The following is a 26,175-nucleotide window of genomic DNA, read 5'->3' as shown; positions in this document are numbered from 1 at the left end:
GGTGCGGGCGCGGCTGGAGGTAACACAGTCGCGTGTCAATCGGAAAGAGAAGCAGTGTACACCGCAGCATGCGCCAAACAGCAGGCAACAAAAAACCCGCCTGAGAGCGGGTTTTTGCTGTCGGTCATGCCGACGGAAACAAGATGCGCAATCCGCGAGGATTACTTGATCTTGGTTTCCTTGTAAGCGACGTGCTTGCGGGCGACGGGATCGAACTTCATGATCTCCATCTTTTCCGGCTTGGTGCGCTTGTTCTTGGTGGTCGTGTAGAAATGACCCGTACCTGCGGTCGATTCCAGCTTGATCTTGTCGCGTCCGCCTTTGCTGGCCATGTTTAACTCCTAATTAGACTTCGCCGCGTGCGCGCAGGTCCACGAGCACTTCGTCGATGCCTTTTTTATCGATCAGGCGCAGACCAGCGTTCGAGACGCGCAGGCTCACCCAGCGGTTTTCGGATTCGACCCAGAAGCGGCGATTCTGCAGGTTCGGCAGAAAACGGCGCTTGGTCTTGTTGTTTGCGTGGGAAACGTTATTGCCGACCATCGGCGCTTTCCCGGTCACTTGACAGACGCGTGCCATGGAGCACTCCTAACTAAATTCGTTGGCTACAGTTTGCGACCGGGCGATGGGACCAAAACCAAGCGCAGCGCCACTGTAGAGGTGGGACTTCAGCGAAACGCGGATTATACACACAAAACCGCTGACAAATCAACGAGATCGATGGATTGCTGTTGGGCACCGCCCGATGCGGCCTCGGCACTACATTTTGCCGTGTTCCAGGAAGCCGTAGACATGGCTGCGGCCAACGATCATGTGATCCAGAACGATCACATCGAGCGTGGCCAGTGCACGGCGCAGCTCGCGTGTCAGGGTGATGTCGGACTCGCTGGGTTCGGTGTTGCCGGTAGGGTGGTTGTGGGCAAGGATCACTGCGGCTGCATTGTGATGGAGTGCGCGCTTGGCGATCTCGCGCGGGTAGACGCGGGCTTCGGTCAGTGTGCCGCGGAAGAGTTCTTCCCAGGCGATCAGCCGGTGCCGTACATCTAGAAAGAAGCAGGCGAAGACTTCGTGCGGCCGGTGGCCGAGTGTCAGGCGCAGAAAATCCTTCACGCTTTGTGGAGACTCGAAGGTCTGCCCCTGGGTGAAGTCTTCCTTCAGCGCGCGCCGGGCAACTTCCAGCAGCGCGTGCAGCTGTGCGTACTTGGCGGGGCCCATACCGTTGATCGACGAGAACTCCTCTTGTGAGGCATGGCACAGCCGCCCAAGTGATCCAAAGTGCGCCAGCAGTTCGCGAGCGAGGTCGACGGCGCTTTTGCCCGGCATGCCGACGCGCAGGAAGATGGCCAGCAGCTCCGCATCGGAGAGGGCGGCGGGGCCGTGGGCGAGCAGCTTTTCTCGGGGCCGCTCGTGGGCGGGCCAGTCGACGATTGCCATAGGATGCGATGAACGGAAGAAAGGCCCTGCCAGCGGGAGTGCGGCGCGCGACACGCCTGCGGCCGCGCGGATGGCTGACGTACAATAACGGGTTACTTTTTGGTCAAGCAGGTTGAGCGTGCAAAATTTGGTGAACGAGGCGTCCGCGACGGCGCCAGGCGGCGCAGGCAAGGTGGTCGGCCCAGATTCATTTCTGACGCTGCACTACCGCATCGCGCTGGAAAACGACACGGATATCGTCACCACCTTCGACGACAAGCCGGCCACGCTGCTGCTCGGCCAGGGCCAGATGGCGCCGACGCTGGAGCAGGCGTTGCTCGGTATGCGCGAGGGCGAGCGCACGACATTCCGCCTGGCGCCCGAGCATGCGTTCGGCCCGCGCAATCCAGAACTGCTGCAGCGCGTGTCGCTGGCCACGCTGCGGGAAAACTCTTCGTTCGAAGAGGACTACCAGCCGGGCGACCTGGTTGAATTCAATGCGCCCAGCGGCGGTAAATATGCCGGCGTGCTGAAGGAAGTCGGCGAGACCTCCGCGCTGTTCGACTTCAACCATCCGCTGGCCGGCCAGACGATCGTGTTTGAAGTCCAGCTGATCGGCATTCTTTGATATGAGCAATGCCGTGAACGCCCCGCTCGATCCCATTGATCCTGTCACCCAGGCCGACGCAGAGGTTCTGTTGGCGCAGCCGCGCGGCTTCTGCGCCGGCGTGGATCGCGCCATCGAGATCGTCGAGCGCGCCTTGGAGCTGTTTGGCGCGCCCATTTACGTGCGTCACGAGATCGTGCACAACGCCTATGTGGTGGGCGATCTGCGCAACAAGGGCGCGGTGTTCGTGCAGGAACTCGATGATGTGCCTGTGGGCGGCACGGTGATCTTCAGCGCGCATGGTGTGTCGCGGGCGGTGCGTGAGGCGGCCGAGGCGCGCGGTCTGCGCGTGTTCGATGCGACCTGCCCGCTGGTGACCAAGGTGCACGTCGAAGTCTCGAAGATGCGTGCGCAGGGTTTCGAGATCATCATGATTGGGCACAAGGGTCATCCCGAGGTGGAGGGCACCATGGGGCAGGCCAACGACGGCATGCTGCTGGTCGAGTCCGTCGATGATGTTGCGCACCTCGAAGTGAAAGACCCGACGCGACTGGCTTACGTGACACAGACCACGTTGTCGGTGGACGAGACCCAGGAGATCGTGGCGGCCATCAAGGCGCGCTATCCGGCCGTGCACGAGCCCAAGAAGCAGGACATTTGCTACGCGACGCAGAATCGCCAGGACGCCGTGAAGTTCATGGCGCCGCAGGTGGAAGTGGTGATCGTGGTCGGCAGCCCGAACAGCTCGAACTCGAATCGTCTGCGTGAGTTGGCCGAAAAGCTGGGCGTGCCTGCCTATATGGTGGATACGCCTGAACAGGTAAAGCCCGAATGGGTGGCCGGCAAGCGCCGGGTGGGCCTGACGGCCGGGGCATCGGCGCCCGAAGAGCTGGCGCAGTCGATTGTCGATCGGCTCAAGGCGCTGGGCGCGCGTACCGTGCGTCCGCTGGACGGTATCCAGGAAAACATGTCCTTCCCCCTTCCGAGGGGGCTTCAAATCAATTGAATGCGTTTATGTAAATGCCCACTTAAAAGCGCACAAAAACTGTGCGCCCTAATGCGGTGCATAAAGCGCTTTTGAGGAATCAAGGCCACTTCTTCGGGGAGTGGCCGTTTTGTTTTGTGCGTTGCAAAAACCTCTTCAACACCGGCGAAGCCTTGATTTATCGTGGCAATCGCCCGCCAAGCCGCATGGGTAGGGGGTTTCCCCTAGTCTGGCATGCTTCTTGATATGGCTATGCGCCGTTCGCGAATGCCTGCGCGAAATGACGCCTGTTTGGGCATTGGGGAAAGCCCGTAAAGCGGCGTAGTTACTGTAAAAATCGTTGTTGCGACGCGTATTGCATCCGCAATAAAAGGGGATACAATTCGCGCGTTTCAAATTGAAACAATCGGCGCAGGGGGAGCGGCCGGGAGGCAGGACGCTCTTCTTGCTCTTGCGAGATCTAGGAGATCACTCATGCAAATTAAGTTTGCCAAAGTTCTGCCGCTTGCGGCTGCCGTGGCACTCGTAGCAGCTTGCGGTAAGAACGAGGAAAAGCCCGCAGACCAAGCTGCTGCACCTGCAGCAACGTCGGCTCCGGCTGCTGCTGCCGGTGGCGGCGAGACCGTCGTCAAGATCGGTCACGCGGCTCCGCTCACGGGCGGTATTGCTCACCTTGGCAAAGACAACGAAAACGGTGCACGTCTGGCCGTTGAAGAAGCCAACAAGGAAGGCCTGACCATCGACGGCAAGAAGATCAAGCTGGAACTGGTCGGTGAAGACGATGCGGGCGACCCCAAGACGGGTACCGCCGTGGCGCAGAAGCTGGTTGACGAGCACGTTGTTGCCGTCGTCGGCCACCTGAACTCGGGCGTTTCGATCCCGGCCTCGAAGATCTACAGCGATGCAGGCATCGTGCAGATCTCGCCGTCGTCGACCAACCCCGACTACACCAAGCAAGGCTTCAAGACGACCTACCGCGTGGTTGCAACCGACGCGCAACAAGGTCCGGCTCTGGCGAACTACGCCGCCAAGACCCTGGGCGCCAAGACCGTGGCCATCGTTGACGATGCCACCGCCTACGGTAAGGGCCTGGCCGACGAGTTCGAGAAGACCGCGAAGGCTGGCGGCGTGAACGTCGTCGCGCGTGAGGCAACCAACGACAAGGCGACCGACTTCAAGGCCATTCTGACCAAGATCAAGGGCAAGAAGCCGGACGTGATCATGTACGGCGGCATGGACGCCACCGGTGGTCCGTTCGCCAAGCAAGCCAAGGAACTGGGCATCACGGCCAAGATCGTTGGCGGCGACGGCGTGTGTACCGACAAGGTGGCCGAACTGGCTGGCGACGCAATCGACAACATCGTCTGCTCGGAAGCAGGCCTGGCGCTGTCGAAGATGGAGAAGGGCGCAGACTTCGAGAAGAAGTACCAAGCGCGCTTCAACACGCCGGTGCAGATCTACGCACCGTTCACGTATGACGCCGTCAACGTGATCATCGACGCGATGAAGCGTGCCAACTCGGCCGATCCGGCCAAGATCCTGGCTGCCATGCCGGCAACCAACTACAACGGCGTGATCGGCAACATCGCGTTCGACGACAAGGGTGACCTGAAGCAAGGTTCCATCACCCTGTACAACTACAAGGACAAGAAGAAGAGCGTTCTTGACGTTGTGAAGATGTAATCGAAGGGCTACCGCCCTGAAAACGGCACCGCGCCTACCCTAGCGGTGCCGTTTTTTATAGCCTCGCCAGTTACACAAGGCCCTCACCATGGGCGCGTTCGGCAGGCCGCTTACCAGCAACCTCACCTTACCCATCCGATTGATCGCATACCTTGCGGGCACGTCATCCCGTCGCCTACAACAAAGCAAGGCATAGCAGGAGCTGTTCTCATGGATATCTTTATCCAGCAGATCGTGAACGGTCTGGTGCTCGGCAGCATTTACGCGCTGATCGCACTTGGCTACACCATGGTCTACGGTATTCTCGGCATCATCAACTTCGCCCACGGCGATGTTCTGATGGTCGGTGCAATGTCTGCCCTGACTGCCATCAACTTCCTCCAGAAGTACTTCCCCAATCTGCCTGACTGGCTCACGCTGGTGTTCGCGTTGCTGTTTGCAATGCCGGTCTGCGCCATCGTGGCCTACACCATCGAACGTGTCGCTTACCGGCCGCTGCGCAATGCGCCGCGCCTGGCGCCGCTGATCACCGCCATCGGCGTGTCGATCGTGCTGCAGACGCTGGCGATGATGATCTGGTCGCGCAACCCGCTCACCTTCCCGCAACTGCTGCCTTCGAGCCCGATTGATATCGGCTCCACGGGCGCAACGATTACGGGCAAGGAAATCGTCATCATCGTGGTGTCGATCCTGGTGATGGTCGGGCTGATCCTGCTGGTCAACCGCACCAAGCTCGGCCGTGCGATGCGCGCGACCGCCGAGAACCAGCGTGTGGCAGGCCTGATGGGCGTCAACCCGAACTTCGTGATCTCCGCCACCTTCATGATCGGTGCTGCCATGGCAGCGGTCGCTGGCGTGATGATGGCGACCAACTATGGCAACGCCCACTTCTACATGGGCTTCATCCCTGGCCTGAAGGCGTTTACCGCCGCAGTGCTGGGCGGCATCGGCAACCTGGCCGGCGCCATGGTCGGCGGCATGCTGCTGGGCCTGATCGAAGCACTGGGTGCCGGTTATATCGGCGATCTGACTGGCGGTGTGTTCGGTTCGAACTACCAGGATGTGTTCGCATTCATCGTGCTGATTGGCGTGCTGCTGTTCCGCCCGTCCGGCATCATGGGTGAACGCGTTGCGGACCGCGCATAAGAAGGGGAGCGCCATGACAGAAAATTTCAAAGCGCCGATGAAGACGCGCGCCGCGTTGTACGGCTTCCTGATCCTTGCGATCTTCGCGCCGTTCATCGTGGGAGCCGCAGGTGGCAACTACTGGGTACGCGTGCTGGACTTCGCACTGCTGTACATCATGCTGGCCCTGGGCCTGAACATCGTGGTCGGCTTTGCCGGCCTGCTCGACCTGGGCTACATCGCGTTCTACGCGGTGGGCGCCTACATGATGGCGTTGCTGGGTTCGCCGCACCTGACCAACCAGTTCGAGTGGATCCACAACCTGTTCCCCAATGGGCTGCACCTCATCGTCTGGTGGGTGATTCCGCTGGGTGCCGGGCTTGCGGCGCTGTTCGGCATTCTGCTGGGCACGCCGGTGCTGAAGCTGCGCGGTGACTACCTCGCCATCGTGACGCTGGGCTTTGGTGAAATCATCCGGATCTTCATGAACAACCTCGACCGCCCGGTCAACATCACCAACGGTCCGAAGGGCATCAACCTGATCGAGCCGGTCAAGATCTTCGGGTTCGACTTTTCGAAGCGCCACGATTTCTTCGGCATCCGCTTCGACTCGGTCTACATGTACTACTACCTGTTCGTGATCCTGGCCGCGATCATCATCATCGTGTGCCTGCGGTTGCAGAACTCGCGTATCGGTCGTGCATGGGTGGCGCTGCGTGAAGATGAAATCGCCGCCAAGGCGATGGGCATCAACACGCGCAACATCAAGCTGCTGGCCTTTGCGATGGGTGCGTCGTTCGGTGGTGTGTCGGGTGCGATGTTCGCGTCGTTCCAGGGCTTCGTGTCGCCGGAATCGTTCGTGCTGTGGGAGTCGATCTACATCCTGGCGATCGTGGTGCTGGGCGGCATGGGCCATATCCCGGGCGTGATCCTGGGCGGCATTCTGCTGGTCGGTTTCCAGGAGTTGCTGCGTGCGCTGGCCGAGCCGGTGCAGAACAAGCTGTTCGGCCATGTGATCGTGGAAGCGGAAGTGCTTCGTCAGCTGCTGTTCGGCCTGGCGATGGTGGTGGTGATGCTGTATCGCCCTGCGGGCCTGTGGCCCTCGCCGCGCAAGGAAGACCGTCCGCAAAAGCAGCGGGCTGGTGGACTGTCCCGTATCTGATGGAGGCACGCACATGAGCAACAACAACGTCCTCCTCTCGATCCGAGGAGTCCAGAAGCGTTTCGGCGGCCTGCAAGCGCTGTCCGACGTGAGCCTGGAAATTCGCGAAGGCGAAATCTACGGCCTGATCGGCCCGAACGGCGCCGGCAAGACCACGTTCTTCAACGTCATCACGGGGCTGTACACGCCGGATGCCGGCGAATTCGTGCTGGGCGGCACGCCCTACCAGCCGACCGCGGTGCATGAAGTGGCCAAGGCCGGCATTGCGCGCACGTTCCAGAACATCCGCCTGTTTGGCGACATGACTGCGGCGGAAAACGTCATGGTCGGCCGCCACGTCCGCACCAAGGCCGGCCTGATCGGCGCGGTGTTCCGCACCAAGGCGGCACGCGAAGAAGAGCAGTCGATCGAAGACTGGGCGCACGACCTGCTGGATTACGTCGGCATCGGCAAGTACGCCAACTACACGGCGCGCAACCTGTCGTACGGTCACCAGCGTCGTCTGGAAATCGCCCGTGCCCTGGCCACGCAGCCCAAGCTGCTGGCCCTGGACGAGCCGGCCGCCGGCATGAACGCCACGGAAAAGGTGGAACTCCGTGGCCTGCTCGACAAGATCCGTTCCGACGGCAAGACCATCCTGCTGATCGAGCACGACGTGAAGCTGGTGATGGGCCTGTGCAATCGCCTGACCGTGCTCGATTACGGCAAGGTGATCGCCCAAGGTCTGCCGCAGGAAGTGCAGAGCAACCCGGCCGTGATCGAGGCCTACCTCGGCGCGTCAGCGCACTGACGCAGAGGAACGGAATATGAAACCAGTAATGTTGAAGATCGACAGCCTGAAGGTCGCGTACGGCGGCATCCAGGCGGTCAAGGGCGTGGATCTGGAGATTCGCGAAGGTGAACTGGTCACGCTGATCGGTGCCAACGGCGCCGGCAAGACGACCACCATGAAGGCCATCACCGGCCTGCAGGGCTGGGCCGGCGGTGATGTGCAGTATCTGGGCAAGTCCATCAAGGGCGTGCCGAGCTACAACCTGCTCAAGCAGGGCCTGGCGATGGTGCCGGAAGGCCGCGGCGTGTTCGCGCGCATGACCATCACCGAGAACCTGCAGATGGGCGCCTTCACGCGCAACGACGAGGCCAACATCAAGGCCGACATCGACCGCATGTTCGGCATCTTCCCGCGTCTGAAGGAACGTGCAAACCAGCTGGCCGGCACGATGTCGGGCGGTGAGCAGCAGATGCTGGCCATGGCGCGTGCGCTGATGAGCCAACCGAAGCTGCTGCTGCTGGACGAGCCGTCGATGGGTCTCTCGCCGATCATGGTCGAGAAGATCTTCGAGGTCGTGCGCGACATCTCGGCGCAAGGCGTGACCGTGCTGCTCGTCGAGCAGAACGCGCGTCTGGCGTTGCAGGCTGCGCACCGCGGCTACGTGATGGACTCCGGTCTCATCACCATGAGCGGCGATGCCAAGCAGATGCTCGACGACCCGAAGGTGCGCGCCGCCTACCTGGGCGAATAAGCACCCTTAAGCATCATGAAGAAGCCCCGCAATCGCGGGGCTTTTTCTTTGCGCGTGCTAGACGTTTCAGGCCGACGTGGCTGTGTAGATGTTCGGCCGATGCAATTGCATGAAGCCAATGCCCTCGGGCACATCGGTAAAGCCATGCTTGCGATAAAGCCAGTCGGCGCCCGTTGTCACTAACACTGTGCGCCGTAGCGTCTGCAGGTCCGGATGCTCACGCAGAAAATCCATCAGCGCGTGCGAGACGCCTTTCCCACGCCATGCCGGCAGCACGAACACATCGCACAGATACGCAAACGTCGCGCGGTCGGTAATGACCCGCGCAAAGCCCACGAGATCGCCATGCGAGCCATCGTCGTTCCGTCGATAGGCGGCAAAGCACAGCGAGTTCGCGACGGATCGGTCGAACACGTCGCGCGGCAGGCCGCGGGCCCAATACGTTTCCTGTGAGAGGAACTGGTAAATCTGGTCCAGCGGAAGCCACGCGGAATCATCGGACAAAACGATCCCCGTGGCCGGAACTTCTCGCGTCACGGCCATGGCAAACCTCAGAGTGGAAACAGGGGAGGGCGATGCAGGGGCGACGCATTGCGCGCCGCCCGGGTTAATGCGGTGCGCCTTAGGCGTGCGCCTTCAGCAACGTGCGCAGCATGCCGATCATCGTGTCGATTTCTTCGGTCGTCACATTCAGCGCAGGCATGAAACGGAGGATGTTCGGACGCGGGGCGTTCAGCAGCAGGCCCGTCGGATTCATCTCGCGTGCCGCTTCAACCAGTTGGCCGCCGATGTCCTTGCCGAGCAGCAGGGCGCGCAGCAGACCGTTTCCGCGCTCGCCGGCCAGGCCGAACTCTTCGCTCAGCTTGAGCAGCTGCGTGCGCAGATAGGCGCCGCGTTCTTCCACGCCTGCCAGAAAGCCCGGCGCCAGCAGTTGCTCGATCACCGAGCAGCCAACGGCCGTCATCAGCGGGTTGCCGTTGTAGGTGCCGCCCTGGTCGCCGGCTTCGAAGCTCGCAACTTCATCGGTGCACAGCAGGGCCGACAGCGGCACGCCGCCGCCGATGCCCTTGCCCAGCGTCATGATGTCCGGCTCGATGTTCGAGAGCTGGTAGGCGAAGAGCGTGCCGCAGCGGCCGCACCCGGCCTGCACTTCATCAACGATCAACAGGATCTTGTGCTTCTTGGTCAGCGCGCGCAGTTGCTGCATGAATTCCGGCGTGGCCGGCAGCACGCCGCCTTCGCCTTGCACCGGCTCAAGCATCACGCCGACCGTCTCGTCGGTGATGAGCGCCTCGACCGAGGCGATGTCGTTCAGGATGGCCTTCGGGAAGCCCGGCACCTGCGGCGCGAAGATGGTGTCCCAGCCTGCCTTGCCGGATGCGCTCATGGTGGCGAGCGTGCGGCCGTGGAAGCTGTGGTCGAACGTGATGATCTGGAAGGCGCCGTTCTTATGCTTCTTGCCCCACTTGCGGGCGAGCTTGATGGCGCCTTCGTTGGCTTCGGCGCCGCTGTTGGCGAAGAACACCTTGTCGAAGCAGCTGTGCGCCGTCAGCAGGCCGGCCAGCTTGGCCATCGGCTCGTTGTAGAACGCCGGGCTCGGGTTGATCAGCTTCCGGGCCTGTGCGTTCAGCGCTTCGATCATGCCGTCGTTGCAGTGACCGAGGCAGTTGACGGCCCAGCCTTGCACGAAGTCCAGGTATCGCTTGCCGTTGTGGTCCGTCAGCCACGAGCCCTTGCCTTCGGTGAAGACGATCTCGGGCCGGTTGGTGATGTACATCAGGGACTGGACGGGGTAGTCAGCAAACGCCATGGCAAAGCTCCAGAAAAAGGCGGCAGGAAGATGAAAAACCGAAAAAACGCGCGTTGGAAAAAGACAAAGGCCACGGGGGGCGCCCCGTGGCCTTGTGATCGTCGAATCCTGTGAACCCGATATGCAATCAGCAGACAGCCGCGTGGCTTCCCGGGGGGAGCAACGTACGGCGGCGTCGGAGGTGCAGGGCTTGGTTCATAAGGCGCAAGAATAAGACGGATGCCAAGTCAAGTCAAAACGAAATTTTGGCCTTCTTGGGATTTGTGCAACGTCAGCCGGCCGGGTGAAGGTCTGCCTCCGAGGTGAAGGAATCGGCGAAGAACGCGTCCGGATGCATCCCGCACTGGGCAGCGAAGTCCGTGCGGGCGGAGTTGATCACCACCGGCGCGCCGCAGGCGTAGACCTCGTGGCCCGACAGATCGGGGTGGTCGGCCATCACGGCTTGGTGGACGAAGCCGGTGCGGCCCGTCCAGGCGTCTTCGGGCAGGGCGTTGGAGACGACCGGCACGTACGTGAAGTTCGGCAGCGTGCGCGCCCATTCTTCGGCCTTGGCGTGCATGTACAGGTCTTGCGGCCGGCGGCCGCCCCAGTACAGCGTCATCGGCCGTGTGCTGCCGATGAACTGGGCATGCTCGATGATTGCCTTGATGGGTGCGAAACCGGTGCCCGAGGCCAGCAGGATGATCGGCTTGTCGGATTCTTCGCGCAGGAAGAAGCTGCCCAGCGGACCCTCGAAGCGCAGGATGTCGCGCTCCTTCATGGCCGGGGCGCCTTCCTTGGCACCAAACACGTAGTCGGTAAAGGCGCGCCCGGCATGTGGCGGATGTGCAGCTCGATCGGGCCGTCGTCGTGCGGCGGGTTGGCGATCGAGTAGCTGCGGCGCTTGCCGTCGCGCAGGAGGAATTCCACGTACTGCCCGGCCAGAAATTGCATACGCTCGGTGGCAGGCAGTTGCAGCTTGACGATGGTGACGTCCGGCGCGGCCTTCTCCAGCGACGCGACGCGGCATGGGATCTTCTTGATGGGGACATCGCCGGCGCCGTGCACTTCGCGCACTTCGATGGTGACGTCCGTGGCGGGCGTGGCGCAGCAGAACAGCGCGCGGCCTTCGGTGGCCTCTTGGGCGCTCAGCGCGTTGGGCGAGTGGTTGCCCTGAACGATGGAGCCTTCGCGCACGAGGCCCTTGCATGAGCCGCACGCGCCGTTCTTGCAGCCATACGGAAGGCCGATGCCCTGGCGCAGCGCCGCTGCAAGGATGGTCTCGCCGTCTTCGGCCTGGAACTGGCGGCCGCTGGGCAGCACGTTGATCTGGTAAGCCATCTACAATCCGAATATGTTGAAAAGAGTGTCTGGTCGCCCTGATGGGCATGCAATGGTGGTCAATCCGGCAGCACGTCCGATGGTGAATCAGTCAGTCGCTCGGCCATCCCAATCTGCACTGCGCTTGGGCCGTCCCCGCGTGGTGATCGTCGGCTGCGGCGATGTCGGGCAACGCTGCCTGGCGATGCTTCGCACGCGTTTTCGCGTCTTTGCCGTCACCTCGCGCCTTGAGGGTCGCGCTGCGTTGCGCGAAGCCGGTGCCGTGCCGATTGTCGCCAATCTGGACGATGCCGCATCGCTGCGCCGCCTGCGAGGGTTAAGCCCCCGCGTGCTGCATCTCGCGCCGCCGCCTTCTGCCGGCAACGATGATCCGCGTACCGCCGCGTTACTGCATGCGCTGGCGGGCCCGGCCCCGGTTCCCCGGGCCACAAAACGTCGCATTTTACCCGAGCAGGCGCGCAGGTCGGGGGGCTTCACTGGCCGCTTGAAAACTCACTTCCAAGCGCGCGCGTTCGTGTACGCCAGCACCAGCGGCGTCTACGGCGATGCGGGCGGTGCCTGGGTCGACGAATCCCGGCCGGTAAAGCCAACCACGGCGCGTGCCCAGCGCCGTGTCGCTGCGGAGCGTCGTGTGCGCTGGTTCGGCGCGGGCGGCGGCTGGCGCACGTCTATCTTGCGTATTCCCGGCATCTATGCGGCTGACCGGCTGCCCGTCGCGCGGCTCCAGCGCGGTACCCCCGCCTTGCGCGCCGAGGACGATGTCTACACCAACCACATCCACGCCGACGACCTCGCGCGCGCTGTCATTGCCGCGCTGTTCCGGGGGAAGCCGCAGCGCGTTGTGCATGCAAGCGACGCATCGGAGCTGCGCATGGGCGATTACTTTGACGCCGTAGCCGACGCGCGCGGCTTGCAGCGGCCGCCGCGCATTTCGCGCGCCGAGGCGATCCAGCAGATCGAGCCGTCGCTGCTGTCTTTCATGAGCGAATCGCGGCGGCTGCGCAACACGCGGCTTGCGCGCGAGTTGCGCGTGGCGCTGCGCTACCCGACGGTGGCCGATTTCCTCAGTAGCGGGGCCTGACATGAAGGCGCCTGCGCCCGCCCCTGCACCGCCGTCGCTCGGCGCCCGGCTGCGCGCTGCGCGGTTGGCGCTTTGGCTGTCGGCCGCGGTGGTGGGTGTAGGCGTCTCTTGGTTTGCCGCGTGCTTCGTGGCCGATTCGATGAGTGCGCGCGAGATGCAGCAGATGGTCGCCGCGCGGCGGCAGCTGGCTGCGCAGGTGGCGGAGGGGATGTCGAGCCAGATCACGGCCGACGTGGCGCTGCTGCGCGCGTTGCCGCAGACGCTCGCCCAGATCGATGCCATTCCGCGGGCAGTGGAGCGCGTCGACACCCGGCGCTGGAACCTGATGGATCAGGGCTCGCGGGCCCAAGAGGCCAGGTCGCATCCGGAAGTGGTCGACATCGATGCATTCCTGGACGCCACCGCAGGCAACCTCGGGCTGGACTACCTGTGGGTCGTCAACCAGCACAATTACGTGGTGCTCTCCAATAACGCCGGCCATGCCGATTCGTTCGTCGGCGTGCAGTCGAGCATGCAGCCTTACATGAAGGAGGCGATGCTGGGCGGCCTGGGCGAGCAGTTCACGGTCGGGCGGGTGACGGGCGTGCCGGGCCTCTTCTTCGCCGCGCCGGTGTATGACGCCGGTGGTTACCTGGTCGCGGCGATGGGCACCAAGGTGAGTCTTGCAAGGCTGCAGCACTGGGTGTCGCATCCGACGTCGCTGGTGGCCGATCCGAACGGCTTGATCATCCTGTCGACCGATGCGTCGCTGGTGGGCAAGATCCTGCCCGATGCGCGCTTGCAGCGCATGGGTGCCAGCGACCGGTACAACGCCTACCAGCGCGTCGACTTCGAACCCTGGCCCTATCAGCCCACCGCGAAGGCGCATCACGACGTGCCCGGCTGGGTGCCAGCCGAGGTGCGCGATACGCTGGCCTGGCGCGAGGGCAGCGCGACGCCATCGCTCACCGTGTCGCGCAATGCGAGTGCGGACCTCACCGTTGTCGTGGCCGAGCCGCTGCCGACGTGGGGCCAGCAGATCGCCAACCATGCGCGCAATCGCATGATCGGTTTCGTGTTGTTCGTGAGCGTGCTGGCGACATTCGCGCTGGTGGCGTGGTCGTTGGTGCGCGAGCGGCAGCACCACCGCGTGACGCGCCATCTGAACCAGCGGCTGCAGCGCACCAACAGCGCGCTCGCCAACGAGGCGCATTTCGACCATCTGACGGGCGTGCTGACGCGCCGGCGCTTCCTCGCGCTGTTCGACACGGTGCTCACGCGTTCCCACAATCGCGCCGAGCCGCTTGTTCTCGTGTTGGCCGATCTGGACCACTTCAAGCGGATCAACGACACATGGGGCCACGCCGTGGGCGACATGGCGCTGCAGCGCTTTGCGTCGCTTGCCACGGGCGTGCTGCGCAGCAGTGACCTGGTTGGGCGTTTGGGCGGCGAGGAATTCGCCATGGTGATGGGGCGCACCACGCTGGAAACGGCCACCGAGGTGGTGGAGCGCCTGCGTACGGCGGTCGCCGAGACCGACGAGAGTTTCCCGACCGGGCTGTCGATGACCGTCAGCATGGGCATGACGGTCTGCCGGCCGGGCGATACGGCGTCGGAGATGCTGAAGCGCGCCGATCTGGCGCTGTATCGCGCCAAGGAAAGCGGGCGCAACCGGCACGTGGCCGGCTGAGACGAGCGACTAACGCGCGACGCGGCCAGCGCGTCGGCGGCGCAGTTCGAGGTGCGTGCGCGTGCCCACGAGCGGCCCACGTCGGAAACGCTCGCGGCGCTGTTCCTCATCAAAGAACGCCAGCGACGGCTTGACCAGATCGCTGCGCGAGACAATGCCCACCAGCGCGCGCGATTGCGAATCAGCCACCACCGGCAGCCGCTCCAACCCATGCACTGCGAGGCGCGTGGCGACGATGCGGCAGGTCTCGCCGGGCAGCGCCATCACGGGGGCATTCGCACCAAACAACTCGGCCACGGTGACGGCGCCGCGCTTCTGGCCCGCCAGCAGCGCATCGCGGTCCAGCATGCCGATCAACGTGCCATTCGGGCCGCCTCGCACCACCGGAAACGCACGATGCGCCTGCTTGGGACCAAAGCGGTTGGCGAGTGTATCGGCCAGCGTGGACTGTGCGTCGATGGTTTGTACCGAACGCGTCATCACCTCATCGACGGCGTGGCGCTCGAGCGGATCGACAGCGTATTCGCGATAGATGTGGAAGCCGCGGCGCGCGATCTTCTCGGTCATGATCGAGCGGGGCATGGTCAGCACGACAAAGCCGTAGGACACCGCGACCGCCAGCAGAATCGGCAGCAGGGCGTTCACGTCGTGTGTGAGCCCGAAGGCGAAGACGATGGCCGTGAGCGGGGCGCCCAGCACACCGGCCAGCATGGCGGCCATGCACACGAGCGGCCACAGGGCTGCGTCGCCACCGGGCAGCACCGGGCCGATGAGCACACCAAGACCAGCGCCCATCATCAGCAGCGGAGCGAGCACACCGCCCGACGTGCCGGAGCCCAGCGCGATCACCCAGATGATGGCCTTGACCACCAGCAGCGCCAGCGCAACGCGGATGGCGAGATGGTTGTGCAGCAAATCGCCGATGACGTCGTAGCCGACGCCCAGCGCTCGCGGCTCGAAATAGCCGCCGATGCCCACCACCAGGCCACCGATGGCCGGCCACCACATCCAGTGGATCGGCAGGCGGCCGAACAGGTCTTCGGTTTTGTACAGCGCCATCGACAGCGAGCGTGCCAGCGCGCCGCACAGCAACCCGGCGACCACGCAGGAGCCCAGCGCAGGCAGCGTCGCGGGCGCGGTTTCCAGCGGGAAGAGCGGACCGGGCTCCAGCACCAAAACGCGGAGGAAGCCCGCCACGGCACATGCCACCGCCACCGGCAGCATGCTTCGGGGGCGCCATTCGAACAGCAGCAGCTCCACCGCCAGCAGCAGCGCCGCCACGGGCGTGCCGAACACGGCAGTCATGCCGGCCGTGGCGCCGGCCACCAGCAGCGTCTTGCGCTCGGCGGCGGTCAGCTTGAAGAACTGCGCGAACAGCGAGCCGATCGCGCCGCCGGTCATGATGATCGGGCCTTCCGCGCCGAACGGACCGCCGCTGCCGATCACGATGCCCGACGACAGCGGCTTGAGCACCGCCACCTTCGGCGACATCTTGCTCTTGCCGAACAGGATGGCCTCGATGGCCTCGGGAATGCCGTGGCCGCGGATCTTCTCCGAGCCGAAGCGCGCCATCAGCCCAACGATCAGCCCGCCGATGAGCGGCACCGCAATCACCCATGCGCCGAGCGTGTTGGTGGCCGGCGAGCGGTCGGCCAGCGACAGCGTCTGGAAGAAGAACAGGTTGGTGAAGAAGCGGATCAGGTTGAGCAGCACCACGGCTGCCAGCGTGGCAAACGCCGCGATGACGACCGCCAGCGCTGTGGTGCGGAACAGCGTGGTGTCGGTCGCAAAATCGCGCCGGTGCTGTTGGTGTTCAAGGGTTTGCATGAGGTTACTGCTCGGCGGAGGGTTCGGCGGGGTGATCGAGGTGCGGGATCTTGAAGGCGCGGCTGAAGGTCGACAGCTCACTCTGGTGCAGTCCGGCCAGCAGCGCGACGAGGTGGTCACCCTTCCTGGAGAGATGGACTTCGACCTGGCGCGCGTCGGTGTCGCTCTGGCGACGTTCGACCAGGCCCGCTTCTTCGCAACGCGTGACGAGCGCCGCCGTGCCGTGCGGCGCGGCCTGCAGGCGTTCGGCCAGTTCGCCGACGGTGGCCCATTCGCGCCCGGCATAGCCTTTCACGTGCAGCAGCAACTGGTACTGCAGCGGCGTGATGCCCTTGGCGTGGATCAGATCTTCGGAGGCGCGCAGGAAGCGGCGCAGGTGGTAGCGGAAATCGGACAGACTCTCGAAATCCTGTTTGGACAAAGGTCGGCTGGGGGTAGACATGGCGGAATCAAGCGGTTCGTGGCGGAATATATCACGGCGTGACATATTGTGAAAAGCGCGCCCTGTTGCTGTCTTGCGCACCTCGAGTGCACTCGGGATCGCATGGATTGTTGATTGGCAATCAAGACTGTTTCGTCAACCGGCGGGTTTTTCTGCAAAGGTTGAGCCCGCACACTGCGGTCCATGCTCATTACACCGGTTGGGGGCGCTCCGCCTTCAGCGCCCTTGGACCGGCCAAAACCATGTCCCCCACACTCGACAAACTGACACACGGCGGCTTCAGCATTGGTATCGAGCTGCCGCTCGACAACGATTGGTCCCCCTCCGGGGATGCCAAGCGCCTGCGTGATGGGCGCCGCCACGGTGTGCCCGATATCGAGCACCACGCAAAGCTCGCGCAACTCGCGGACTCGCTCGGCTTTCGCGCCTTGTGGGTGCGCGATGTGCCGGTCTACGACCCCGCATTCGGCGATGCCGCGCAGGTGTTCGAAGTGTTCTCGTATCTGGGCTATCTGGCCGGCATCACCCGCAACATCCTGCTCGGCACGGCGGCTGTTGTGCTGCCGCTGCGCGAGCCGCTGCTGACGCTCAAATCGGCCGCGACGATTCAGGAACTGAGCGGCGGCCGTCTGCTGCTCGGCGTGGCCAGCGGTGACCGGCCTGTGGAATATCCGCTCTTCGGGCGCGACTTCGAATCGCGCGGCGCCAGCTTCCGCGACCAGATCGCGCTACTGCGTGACGGCGCGCGGGGCAGCTTGCCCGCCGGCTTGGAAATCCTTCCGGCCGTGCGGACGCCGCTTCCGCTGCTGGTGGCCGGCCTCGCGCAACAGACGCCGGCCTGGATCGGCGCACACATGGACGGTTGCCTCGCCTATCCGGGCACGCCGGCCGACCACGCGCAACGCGCCGCCGCATGGCGTGCCGTTGCCGGCGACAAGCCCTACGTGAGCTTCATCCACCTCGACCTGGCGGAAGACCCGCACGAACCGCTGCAGCGTCATCGCTTTGGCGCGCGCGGGGGGCGCATCGCACTGTCCGAAGAATTGGCGGCGATGCGCGAAGCCGGTGTGCAGCATATCGGGCTGCATTTCCGCCGGAATCGTCGCCCGCTTGCTGAAACGTTTGCGGAAATCGCGGCAGAGGTCCTGCCCGCTTTCCATTCCTCTGCCTTGGAGTACACCGCATGAATTCCATCCAAACTTCCACCGAGCGCGAACGCAGCAGCGCGACGCTGCCGCTGCTCGCGCTTGCCGCCGGCGCCTTTGGCATCGGCACCACCGAGTTCTCGCCGATGGGCCTGCTGCCCGTGATTGCCGACGGCGTGCATGTATCGATTCCGCAGGCCGGCATGCTGATCAGCGCATACGCCATCGGCGTGATGGTCGGCGCGCCGATCATGACGCTGTTGCTCGCACGGTGGCCGCGCCGCAAGGCGCTGATCGCGCTGATGAGCATCTTCACCATCGGCAACCTGCTGTCGGCCGTCGCGCCGGATTACACGACGCTGCTGCTCGCCCGGCTCGTCACCAGCCTCAACCACGGCGCGTTCTTCGGGCTGGGTTCCGTGGTGGCCGCCAGCCTTGTGCCGCGCGAGAAGCAGGCCAGCGCTGTGGCAACGATGTTCATGGGACTGACGATCGCCAACGTGGGCGGCGTGCCGGCCGCGACGTGGCTGGGCCAGATGATCGGCTGGCGCATGTCGTTTGCCGCCACGGCAAGCCTGGGTCTCATCGCCATCGCAGGCCTGTTCACCGCACTGCCGAAGGGTGATGCCGGCAAGATGCCCAACCTGCGCGCCGAACTGGCCGTGCTGACACGTCCCGTCGTGCTTGGCGCGCTTGCCACGACGGTGCTCGGTGCCGGCGCGATGTTCACGCTTTACACGTACGTTGCACCGACGCTTGCACAGCTGACCGGCGCCTCGCCGGCGTTCGTGACGGCCATGCTGGTGTTGATCGGCATCGGTTTTTCGATCGGCAACATTGCTGGCGGCCGCCTGGCCGATCGCTCGCTCGACGGCAGCCTGATCGGCTTCCTGTTGCTGCTGATCGTGACGATGCTCGCGTTTCCCGTGCTGGCCAAGACGCACGTCGGTGCAGCCGCCGCGCTGCTGGTGTGGGGCATTGCCACCTTCGCGGTCGTGCCGCCGCTGCAGATGCGCGTGATGCGCGCCGCGGCTGAGGCGCCGGGCCTTGCATCGTCGGTCAACGTGGGCGCGTTCAACCTCGGCAATGCCCTGGGCGCGGCAGCGGGCGGTGCGGCCATCTCCGCAGGCCTGGGCTACGCGGCGGTGCCGATTGTCGGCGCGGTGATTGCTGCGGCAGGGCTTGCACTGGTTGGCCTGCACGTCGTGCAGCGCCGGACGCGCCTTGCCATGAACCCCTGATTCGATTTTCCTTGGAGCGCAAGATGAACAAGATTCCCGCTTTCGGCCTCGGCACGTTTCGCCTGAAGGGCCAGGTCGTCATCGACTCGGTCCGCAACGGCCTCGAACTCGGCTACCGCGCAATCGACACGGCGCAGATCTACGGCAACGAAGCCGACGTGGGCGAGGCGATTGCCGGCTCAGGCGTGCGCCGCGAAGACCTCTTCCTCACGACCAAGATCTGGGTCGACAACTACGCCAAGGACAAGCTGGCGCCGAGCCTCGAAGACAGCCTCGCCAAGCTGCGTACCGATTACGTCGACCTCACGCTGATCCACTGGCCTGCGCCCAACAACGGCGTGTCGCTCGAAGAATTCATGACTGCGCTGGCAGACGCCAAGGCCCGGGGTTTGACGCGCGAGATCGGCGTCTCGAACTTCAACATCGCGCTAACGCAGCAAGCGATGGCCGCGGTCGGCAAAGACGCCATCGCGACGAACCAGATTGAGCTGAGCCCGTATCTGCAGAACCGCAAGCTCGTCGATTTCTTGCAGCACGAGGGCATTCACGTCACGTCGTACATGACGCTCGCCTACGGCAAGGTGCTGGGCGATCCGGTGATCGGCGCGATTGCACAGCGGCACGAGGCGACGCCGGCGCAGGTGGCGCTGGCCTGGGCGATGCAGCTGGGCTATTCGGTGATCCCGTCGTCGACCAAGCGTGAAAATCTTGCGAGCAACCTGCGCGCACAAACGCTGCAACTGACCGCCGACGACATGGCGCAGATTGCCGCGCTTGAGCGCAACGGCCGCGAGGTTTCACCAGACGGGCTGGCGCCGCAGTGGGATTGAACGTCGCGCTACCGACGCAATAGAAAAAGCCGCTCCGAAGAGCGGCTTTTTTCACGGTGACGAGCGCTTGGCCCGCGTTGCATCAGTCGTCCAGTTGCGACAGGTCGCGCACGGCGCCCTTGTCCGCCGACATGACCAGCTTGGCGTACGCCTTGAGCGCGGCCGACACCTTGCGCGGACGCGGCTGCGCAGGCTTCCAGCCCTTGGCGTTCTGCTCTTCGCGGCGACGCGCGAGTTCTTCATCCGACACCAGCACGTTGATCGTGCGGTTGGGGATGTCGATGCGGATCTTGTCGCCGTTGCGCACCAGGCCGATGGCGCCACCTGCAGCCGCTTCCGGCGAGCAGTGACCGATCGACAAGCCCGACGTACCGCCCGAGAAGCGGCCATCCGTCAGCAGCGCACAGGCTTTGCCCAGGCCCTTGGACTTGATATAGCTCGTCGGGTACAGCATTTCCTGCATGCCGGGGCCGCCCTTCGGGCCTTCGTAACGCACGACCACCACGTCGCCGGCCTTGACCTTGTCGGCCAGGATGTTCTCGACCGCTTCGTCCTGCGATTCCGTCACGTGCGCCGTGCCTTCGAACACGAGGATGCTTTCGTCCACGCCGGCGGTCTTCACCACGCAGCCGTCCAGCGCGATGTTGCCCCTCAGCACGGCCAGGCCGCCTTCCTTGGAGAACGCATGTTCGTGCGAGCGGATGCAGCCCTCGGCGCGGTCCAGGTCCAGGCTCGGCCAGCGCGTGTTCTGGCTGAACGCGACCTGCGTCGGGATACCGGCAGGGCCGGCACGGTAGAACGTCTGCACGGCTTCGTCCGACGTGCGGACGATGTCCCACTTGTCCAGCGCGTCCTTCATCGTGGGCGCGTGCACGGTGGGTGCGTCGGTGTGCAGCTTGCCGGCGCGGTCCAGCTCACCGAGGATGGCCATGATGCCGCCCGCGCGGTGCACGTCTTCGATGTGGTACTTGTTCGTATTCGGCGCAACCTTGCACAGCTGCGGCACGACGCGCGAAAGGCGGTCGATGTCCGCCATCGTGAAGTCGATCTCAGCTTCCTGCGCGATGGCCAGCAGGTGGAGGATCGTATTCGTCGAGCCGCCCATCGCGATGTCGAGCGTCATGGCGTTCTCAAAGGCCTTGAAGCCGACCGAACGCGGCAGCACGCGCTCGTCTTCCTGCTCGTAGTACTGGCGGGCCAGTTCAACGATGCGGCGGCCGGCGCGCTTGAAGAGCTGTTCGCGGTCTGCATGCGTGGCGACCACGGTGCCGTTGCCGGGCAGCGACAGGCCGAGCGCCTCGGTCAGGCAGTTCATCGAGTTGGCCGTGAACATGCCCGAGCACGAACCGCAGGTCGGGCAAGCCGAGCGCTCGACTTCTGCAACTTCCTCGTCGGAATACTTGCTGTCGGCTGCGATCACCATCGCGTCGATCAGGTCCAGCTTCTTGATCTCGATGGCCTTGGTGACGGGGTTGGCCAGGCGCGTCTTGCCTGCTTCCATCGGGCCGCCCGAGACGAAGATCACGGGAATGTTCAGGCGCATCGCGGCCATCAGCATGCCCGGGGTGATCTTGTCGCAGTTCGAGATGCAGACCATGGCATCGGCGCAGTGCGCGTTGACCATGTATTCGACCGAGTCGGCAATGATGTCGCGGCTGGGCAGCGAATACAGCATGCCGTCGTGGCCCATGGCGATGCCGTCATCCACGGCAATCGTGTTGAATTCCTTGGCAACACCGCCCGCGGCTTCGATCTCGCGCGCGACGAGCTGGCCCAGGTCTTTCAGGTGCACGTGGCCGGGAACGAACTGGGTGAACGAGTTGACCACCGCGATGATCGGCTTCTGGAAGTCTTCGTCTTTCATGCCGGTGGCGCGCCAGAGCGAGCGTGCCCCCGCCATGTTGCGGCCGGCGGTGGAGGTTTTGGAACGGTATGCGGGCATTTTGGGTGCTGAAGAAAGTCGATGGTGGGGCGGGCCACGCGGATAAAGGCCCTCGCGCGCCCGTGCGATCAACCTCTTGAGCCGCGCCCGGGGCAAAACCGCCATTATCCCACGCCACGCGGGGCGTGTTGCCGGCTGTCATCGCGTTGCCGAACGCCCAATGAAAAAGCCGCTTCTGCGTGAACAGAAGCGGCTTGAATTCTGGTGCCCGAGGCCGGAATCGAACCGGCACGCCTTGCGGCGGGGGATTTTGAGTCCCCTGCGTCTACCAATTTCACCACTCGGGCAGGTGCTGATGAGCCGGCAATTATGCCAGAAGTCCGGCCAGCCAAACAAGGCGGGCCGGAAGACGTTCAATCCGTCTGCTGGTTGTTCTGCTGCTCGAGCACGCGCAGCAGCGACGCCGTATCGTCATATCCCCAGCCATTGGCGACCAGCGTATTGAGCTGCGAAGCCACCAGCTCCATCGCCGGCATCTGCAGGCCGAGTTCCTGGGCGATCTCTCGCACGAGGCCGAAATCCTTGTCGTGCAAGCGCGCTTCGATGCCGGCGGCAAAGTTGCGCTCGGCCATCTTGGGCCCTTCCAGGTCGAGCATGCGGCTGCCGGCAAAGCCCGGGCCGATGGCGGCCAGCACGCGCGACGGATCGGTGCCTTGGGCGCGTGCAAACAGCATGGCTTCGGCAATGCCCTGGATGTTGATGACCTGCACGATCTGGTTGCACGCCTTGGCGACCTGGCCCGCGCCGTGATCGCCGACGTGCGTGATCGTCGTGCCGAGCAGTTGGAGCAGCGGCCGTACGCGTTCCAGCACATCGGCCTTGCCGCCGACCATGATCGACAGCGTGGCCTTCTGCGCGCCGGCGGTGCCACCTGAGACCGGCGCATCGAGGAACTCCAGGCCCGCCGCTTCCAGATCAGCTGCGATCCGGCGCGTGGCCACAGCGGAAATCGTGCTGTGATCGATGCAGACCGCGCCACGCGGCGCGCCATGGATGACGCCGTCCGGCCCGAGCAGCACGCTTTCCACATCGGCCGTGGACGTGACGTTGGTGAAGATCACCTCCGCGTCGCGCGCCGCTTCGGCGGGGGTGTTGCAGGGCTCGGCGCCGAGGGCGCGGGCGTTGTCGGCGGCTTCCGGACGGCGCACATAGGCGCGCACGGTGTGTCCGGCGGCAATCAGGTGCTGGACCATCGGCGTGCCCATGTTGCCGAGGCCGATGAAGGCAATGCGTGTCATGGCAAATCTCTGCGTGTTGGATTAGCGCGGGCCAGCGTATGCGAAACGGCCGTTCTTGATGATGCCCATCACGCGCGAACGTTGGTCGAAGCCTTGGTGATCCTGGGCATTCAGGTTCAGCACGCCGTTGGGCACGGTCAGATCGCGCGTGGTTTCCAGCGCGTCGCGCAAGGCGGCGCGGAAGGCGGGGGTGCCCGGCGTGGCGCCGCTCTTAAGCGCCCGCGCCGTGGCATTGTCGAGCAGCTGCCACGCGCCCCATGCATCGCCCGCGAACTGCGTGACGGTGTTCGCGCCGTACTTGGCTTCATAGCGATCGGCAAATTCCACGGCCACCTTGCGCACCGGGTGGCTGGCCGGCAACTCGCGCGCCACCACCACGGGGCCGGTCGGGAAGAGCGTGCCTTCCACATCCTTGCCGCCCACCTTGAGGAATTCGGTGCTCGCGATGCCGTGCGTCTGGTAAATGCGGCCCTTGTAGCCGCGCTCGACCAGCGTGCGCTGGGGCAGGGCGGCCGGGGTGCCGGCGCCGGCAATCAGGATGGCGTCAGGCTTGGCCGCCATCAACTTGAGGATCTGGCCCGTCACGCTGGTATCTGTGCGCGCAAAGCGCTCGTTGGCCACCACGCGCAGCTTGCGTACCTCGGCCAGCTTCGAGAATTCACGCCACCAGCTCTCACCATACGCATCGGTAAAGCCGATGAAGCCGACGGTGTGCACGCCGTTGTCCGCCATGTGCTGGGTGACGAGCGTGGCCATCTGCGAATCGTTCTGCGGCATCTTGAAGGCCCAGCGCCGCTTGGCGTCCTGCGGCTCGACGATGGAGGCGGACGCTGCCAGCGTGATCATCGGCGTTTGCCCCTCGGCTACGGCATCGAGCGAGGCCAGCGCCGTCGGCACGATCGTCGGGCCGACGATGACATCGACCTTGTCTTCGGCGATCAGCTTGCGCACGTTGCGCACCGCCATCGACGGGTCGGAGGCATCGTCCAGCACGATGACCTGCGCGCGCTGGCCGCCGATGGTCGCCGGCCACATCTGTACGGTGTTCTTGCTGGGAATGCCGATGGCCGCGGCGGGGCCGGTGGTGGACAACACCACACCCACGCGGATGTCCGCTTGGGCGGGCAGGGCGATGGCGGCAGCGCTGGCAAAGAGCGCCATGCCGCACAGCAGGCGACGTCGGGTCGTCATGGAATCTCCGGGAGGTTCGAGTGTTGCAGATTGCCGGCGGATCAAAGCTCGTACGCTTCGTGATCGCCGGACATGAGTTGTTCGACCAGCTTGCGCGTGAGCGTCGGCGCAAACAGTTCGATGAAGGTGTAGACGAAGCCGCGCAGGTACGCGCCTTGTTTGACGCCCAGATGCGTGACGTTGGTGCCGAACAGGTGCCCGGCCGGAATGGCGCGCAGGTTGCGGTCGCGCTCGGCGTCAAACGCGACGCCGGCCACGATGCCCACACCCAGGCCCACTTCCACGTACGTCTTGATGACGTCCGCGTCGATGGCTTCGAGCACGATGTCGGGCTTGATCTGCCGCAGTTCGAAGGCGTGGTCGATCTTGGGGCGCCCGGCAAAGTGCTGGTCGTACGTGATGAGCGGATAACCCTTCAGGTCTTCCAGCGTCAGGTGCTGGCGAGACAGAAGCGGATGATCGGGCGGCGTTACCACCACATGCTGCCACTGGTAGCCCGGGATCGAGATCAGATCCTTCACGTGCGACATGCCCTCGGTGGCGATGGCAAGGTCGGCCTGGTCGTGCAGCACCATCTCGGCAATCTGCGCGGGCGTGCCCTGCTGAATGGAAAGGCGCACCTTGGGGTATTTGCGCGTGAACTCGGCAATCGCCTTGGGCAGCGCGTAGCGCGCCTGCGTATGCGTGGTGGCGATGGTGAAGTTGCCCTGGTCCTGCGCGGCGTAATCCTTGCCCACGCGCTTGAGGGTTTCGACCTCTTCCAGGACGCGCTCGACGGAGGCGAGGATGCGTCGGCCGGGCTCTGTGAGGCCCCGGATGCGCTTGCCGTGCCGGGTGAAGATATCGACGCCCAGCTCTTCTTCCAGCTCGATGATGGCCTTGGAGACGCCGGGTTGTGATGTATAGAGCGCTTTTGCGGCCTCTGTCAGGTTGAATTTCTGCCGCACGGCTTCGCGCACGAAGCGGAATTGGTGAAGGTTCATGGCTGCGCGGTCGATAAAGAAGAACGGGTGCGAACTGAACGCTACTTATAACCGACACCATATAAACAAACAATTTTTTATTGGTTTGGGATATGAGGCCAGTTCATTACGATGCTCGAACTTCGTGATAACACGCCCTCACTGTCTCCCGCGCCATGACGCTCGCCTATACGGTTTCCGGTTTGCTGGTCGGCCTGTTGGTCGGCCTGACGGGCGTTGGCGGCGGCTCGCTGATGACACCGCTGCTGACGCTGATGTTCGGCTTTTCGCCGGCGACCGCCGTGGGCACTGACCTGGCATTCGCTTCGTTGACCAAGGGCGTCGGCACGATCGCGCACCGCAGCCACGGCCATGTCCGCTGGGACATCGTCAAGCGCCTCTGCCTGGGCAGCCTCCCCGCGGCGCTGGTGACCGTGATCGTGCTGAAGAACGCCGGCAACCTCGACGCTGAATGGATGCACCTGATTCGCCTGACGATTGGTGTGTCCGTCATCCTGACCGTGATTTCGCTGCTGTTCCGCCAGCGCGTGCTGGGCTGGTTGGCCCGCAACCCGCGCTATCGCCTCCAAGGCTCGGCGCTGGCCGTGGCCACCGTTGTCGTTGGCGCGGTCCTGGGTGTGCTGGTGACGGTGTCGTCCATTGGCGCCGGTGCCGTTGGCGCGACCCTCATCCTCGTCCTGTATCCCGAATTGAAGAGCGCCGAAGTGGCTGGTACCGACATCGCCTATGCGGTGCCGCTGACCGCCGTGGCGGGCCTGGGCCATATGTACCTGGGCACGATCGACTGGAACCTGCTGGTGTCGCTGCTGGTGGGCTCCATCCCGGGTATCTGGCTGGGGGCGCGCCTGTCCAAGAATCTGCCGGAACGTCTGGTGCGCGGCGCGCTTGCCGCCACGCTGACGATCACGGCCATCAAGCTGGTGTCGTGATGCGTGATTTCATGCCGGCCCTGCTTGGT

General features: G+C 64.2%; 24 protein-coding genes, 1 tRNA gene and 1 pseudogene. 13 read left to right on the top strand and 13 right to left on the bottom strand.

The genetic code is table 11. The features are described from left to right. Positions 1 to 161 precede the first annotated feature (161 nt). The 3 genes from rpmG to radC all read right to left on the bottom strand — a co-directional run bounded on the left by rpmG (position 162) and on the right by radC (position 1,434). The gene (gene rpmG, locus FUT88_RS00215) at positions 162 to 332 is read right to left on the bottom strand and encodes a 50S ribosomal protein L33 (protein ID WP_003262397.1); all 171 of its coding nucleotides are present in this window, start codon (positions 330 to 332) and stop codon (positions 162 to 164) included. Positions 333 to 345: 13 nt separating this feature from the next. Beyond that, positions 346 to 579, bottom strand: a complete 234-nt coding sequence (gene rpmB, locus FUT88_RS00210) for a 50S ribosomal protein L28 (protein WP_004631999.1) — start codon at positions 577 to 579, stop codon at positions 346 to 348. 180 nt (positions 580 to 759) lie between these two features. Then, on the bottom strand, positions 760 to 1,434 hold the full coding sequence (gene radC, locus FUT88_RS00205) for a RadC family protein (RefSeq protein WP_147213324.1): 675 nt from the start codon (positions 1,432 to 1,434) through the stop codon (positions 760 to 762). 118 nt (positions 1,435 to 1,552) lie between these two features. Here radC and FUT88_RS00200 point away from each other — a divergent pair, with 118 nt between their 5' ends. The 7 genes from FUT88_RS00200 (at position 1,553) to FUT88_RS00170 (ending at position 8,498) form a co-directional block, all read left to right on the top strand. After that, a complete protein-coding gene (locus FUT88_RS00200; RefSeq protein ID WP_147213323.1) occupies positions 1,553 to 2,041 on the top strand; it encodes a peptidylprolyl isomerase in 489 nt (162 codons plus the stop codon). A 1-nt stretch (position 2,042) separates the two neighbouring features. After that, entirely contained in the window at positions 2,043 to 3,026 is a 984-nt protein-coding gene (gene ispH / locus FUT88_RS00195) for a 4-hydroxy-3-methylbut-2-enyl diphosphate reductase (protein ID WP_147213322.1), read from the top strand. Between the two features lie 453 nt (positions 3,027 to 3,479). Beyond that, entirely contained in the window at positions 3,480 to 4,688 is a 1,209-nt protein-coding gene (locus FUT88_RS00190) for a branched-chain amino acid ABC transporter substrate-binding protein (RefSeq protein ID WP_147213321.1), read from the top strand. A gap of 210 nt (positions 4,689 to 4,898) precedes the next feature. After that, positions 4,899 to 5,834: a branched-chain amino acid ABC transporter permease gene (locus tag FUT88_RS00185; protein WP_092972803.1), complete on the top strand. Its 936-nt coding sequence runs from the start codon at positions 4,899 to 4,901 to the stop codon at positions 5,832 to 5,834. 13 nt (positions 5,835 to 5,847) lie between these two features. After that, positions 5,848 to 6,975: an ABC transporter permease subunit gene (locus FUT88_RS00180; protein ID WP_027680741.1), complete on the top strand. Its 1,128-nt coding sequence runs from the start codon at positions 5,848 to 5,850 to the stop codon at positions 6,973 to 6,975. A 13-nt stretch (positions 6,976 to 6,988) separates the two neighbouring features. Further along, positions 6,989 to 7,765, top strand: coding sequence for an ABC transporter ATP-binding protein (locus tag FUT88_RS00175; RefSeq protein ID WP_004632013.1), 777 nt, complete (start codon positions 6,989 to 6,991; stop codon positions 7,763 to 7,765). A 16-nt stretch (positions 7,766 to 7,781) separates the two neighbouring features. Further along, positions 7,782 to 8,498, top strand: a complete 717-nt coding sequence (locus FUT88_RS00170) for an ABC transporter ATP-binding protein (protein WP_004632015.1) — start codon at positions 7,782 to 7,784, stop codon at positions 8,496 to 8,498. A 66-nt stretch (positions 8,499 to 8,564) separates the two neighbouring features. On the opposite strand, the gene FUT88_RS00165 is transcribed toward FUT88_RS00170, so the two are convergent. The 3 genes and pseudogenes from FUT88_RS00165 to FUT88_RS00155 form a co-directional block, all read right to left on the bottom strand. Continuing rightward, entirely contained in the window at positions 8,565 to 9,041 is a 477-nt protein-coding gene (locus FUT88_RS00165; protein WP_147213320.1) for a GNAT family N-acetyltransferase, read from the bottom strand. Positions 9,042 to 9,120: 79 nt separating this feature from the next. Further along, positions 9,121 to 10,308 carry an acetylornithine transaminase gene (locus tag FUT88_RS00160; protein WP_147213319.1) on the bottom strand — a complete coding sequence of 396 codons (1,188 nt, stop codon included), beginning with the start codon at positions 10,306 to 10,308 and terminating at the stop codon, positions 9,121 to 9,123. A 271-nt stretch (positions 10,309 to 10,579) separates the two neighbouring features. Beyond that, positions 10,580 to 11,628, bottom strand: a pseudogene (locus FUT88_RS00155) (CDP-6-deoxy-delta-3,4-glucoseen reductase). 79 nt (positions 11,629 to 11,707) lie between these two features. On the opposite strand from FUT88_RS00155, the gene FUT88_RS00150 reads away from it, so the two are divergent. Both FUT88_RS00150 and FUT88_RS00145 read left to right on the top strand, forming a co-directional pair. Further along, entirely contained in the window at positions 11,708 to 12,709 is a 1,002-nt protein-coding gene (locus tag FUT88_RS00150) for an NAD-dependent epimerase/dehydratase family protein (protein WP_186829207.1), read from the top strand. Position 12,710: 1 nt separating this feature from the next. After that, entirely contained in the window at positions 12,711 to 14,378 is a 1,668-nt protein-coding gene (locus tag FUT88_RS00145; protein WP_147213317.1) for a sensor domain-containing diguanylate cyclase, read from the top strand. 9 nt (positions 14,379 to 14,387) lie between these two features. Here FUT88_RS00145 and FUT88_RS00140 read toward each other — a convergent pair whose 3' ends face one another. Both FUT88_RS00140 and FUT88_RS00135 read right to left on the bottom strand, forming a co-directional pair. Next, entirely contained in the window at positions 14,388 to 16,205 is a 1,818-nt protein-coding gene (locus FUT88_RS00140; protein ID WP_147213316.1) for a chloride channel protein, read from the bottom strand. 4 nt (positions 16,206 to 16,209) lie between these two features. Then, positions 16,210 to 16,647, bottom strand: coding sequence for a MarR family winged helix-turn-helix transcriptional regulator (locus tag FUT88_RS00135; protein ID WP_147213315.1), 438 nt, complete (start codon positions 16,645 to 16,647; stop codon positions 16,210 to 16,212). A gap of 242 nt (positions 16,648 to 16,889) precedes the next feature. Here FUT88_RS00135 and FUT88_RS00130 point away from each other — a divergent pair, with 242 nt between their 5' ends. From FUT88_RS00130 to dkgB, 3 genes are read left to right on the top strand one after another with little or no spacing between them, the layout of a single operon-like run. After that, the gene (locus FUT88_RS00130; protein WP_147213314.1) at positions 16,890 to 17,834 is read left to right on the top strand and encodes an LLM class oxidoreductase; all 945 of its coding nucleotides are present in this window, start codon (positions 16,890 to 16,892) and stop codon (positions 17,832 to 17,834) included. Beyond that, entirely contained in the window at positions 17,831 to 19,033 is a 1,203-nt protein-coding gene (locus tag FUT88_RS00125) for an MFS transporter (protein WP_147213313.1), read from the top strand. The genes FUT88_RS00130 and FUT88_RS00125 overlap by 4 nt, the downstream gene beginning before the upstream one ends. A 23-nt stretch (positions 19,034 to 19,056) precedes the next feature. Further along, positions 19,057 to 19,863, top strand: a complete 807-nt coding sequence (gene dkgB / locus FUT88_RS00120) for a 2,5-didehydrogluconate reductase DkgB (protein ID WP_147213312.1) — start codon at positions 19,057 to 19,059, stop codon at positions 19,861 to 19,863. An 82-nt stretch (positions 19,864 to 19,945) separates the two neighbouring features. Here the strand turns inward: dkgB and ilvD are convergent, their stop codons facing one another. The 5 genes from ilvD to FUT88_RS00095 all read right to left on the bottom strand — a co-directional run bounded on the left by ilvD (position 19,946) and on the right by FUT88_RS00095 (position 25,217). Further along, entirely contained in the window at positions 19,946 to 21,805 is a 1,860-nt protein-coding gene (gene ilvD, locus FUT88_RS00115; protein WP_147213311.1) for a dihydroxy-acid dehydratase, read from the bottom strand. A 202-nt stretch (positions 21,806 to 22,007) separates the two neighbouring features. Next, a tRNA-Leu gene (locus FUT88_RS00110) sits at positions 22,008 to 22,092 on the bottom strand. Positions 22,093 to 22,158: 66 nt separating this feature from the next. Then, entirely contained in the window at positions 22,159 to 23,043 is an 885-nt protein-coding gene (locus FUT88_RS00105) for an NAD(P)-dependent oxidoreductase (RefSeq protein WP_102066635.1), read from the bottom strand. A 21-nt stretch (positions 23,044 to 23,064) separates the two neighbouring features. Continuing rightward, positions 23,065 to 24,234 (bottom strand): ABC transporter substrate-binding protein, encoded by a 1,170-nt coding sequence (locus FUT88_RS00100; RefSeq protein ID WP_147213310.1) that lies wholly within the window; start codon positions 24,232 to 24,234, stop codon positions 23,065 to 23,067. A gap of 41 nt (positions 24,235 to 24,275) precedes the next feature. Further along, positions 24,276 to 25,217, bottom strand: coding sequence for a CysB family HTH-type transcriptional regulator (locus tag FUT88_RS00095; RefSeq protein WP_147213309.1), 942 nt, complete (start codon positions 25,215 to 25,217; stop codon positions 24,276 to 24,278). Positions 25,218 to 25,372: 155 nt separating this feature from the next. Here FUT88_RS00095 and FUT88_RS00090 point away from each other — a divergent pair, with 155 nt between their 5' ends. Continuing rightward, the gene (locus FUT88_RS00090; RefSeq protein ID WP_147213308.1) at positions 25,373 to 26,146 is read left to right on the top strand and encodes a sulfite exporter TauE/SafE family protein; all 774 of its coding nucleotides are present in this window, start codon (positions 25,373 to 25,375) and stop codon (positions 26,144 to 26,146) included. The last annotated feature ends 29 nt before the right edge of the window (positions 26,147 to 26,175 follow it).

The organism is Ralstonia sp. TCR112, from assembly GCF_007997035.1.
GTDB lineage: Bacteria > Pseudomonadota > Gammaproteobacteria > Burkholderiales > Burkholderiaceae > Ralstonia > Ralstonia edaphi.
This window is presented reverse-complemented; position numbering and strand designations above follow the sequence as displayed.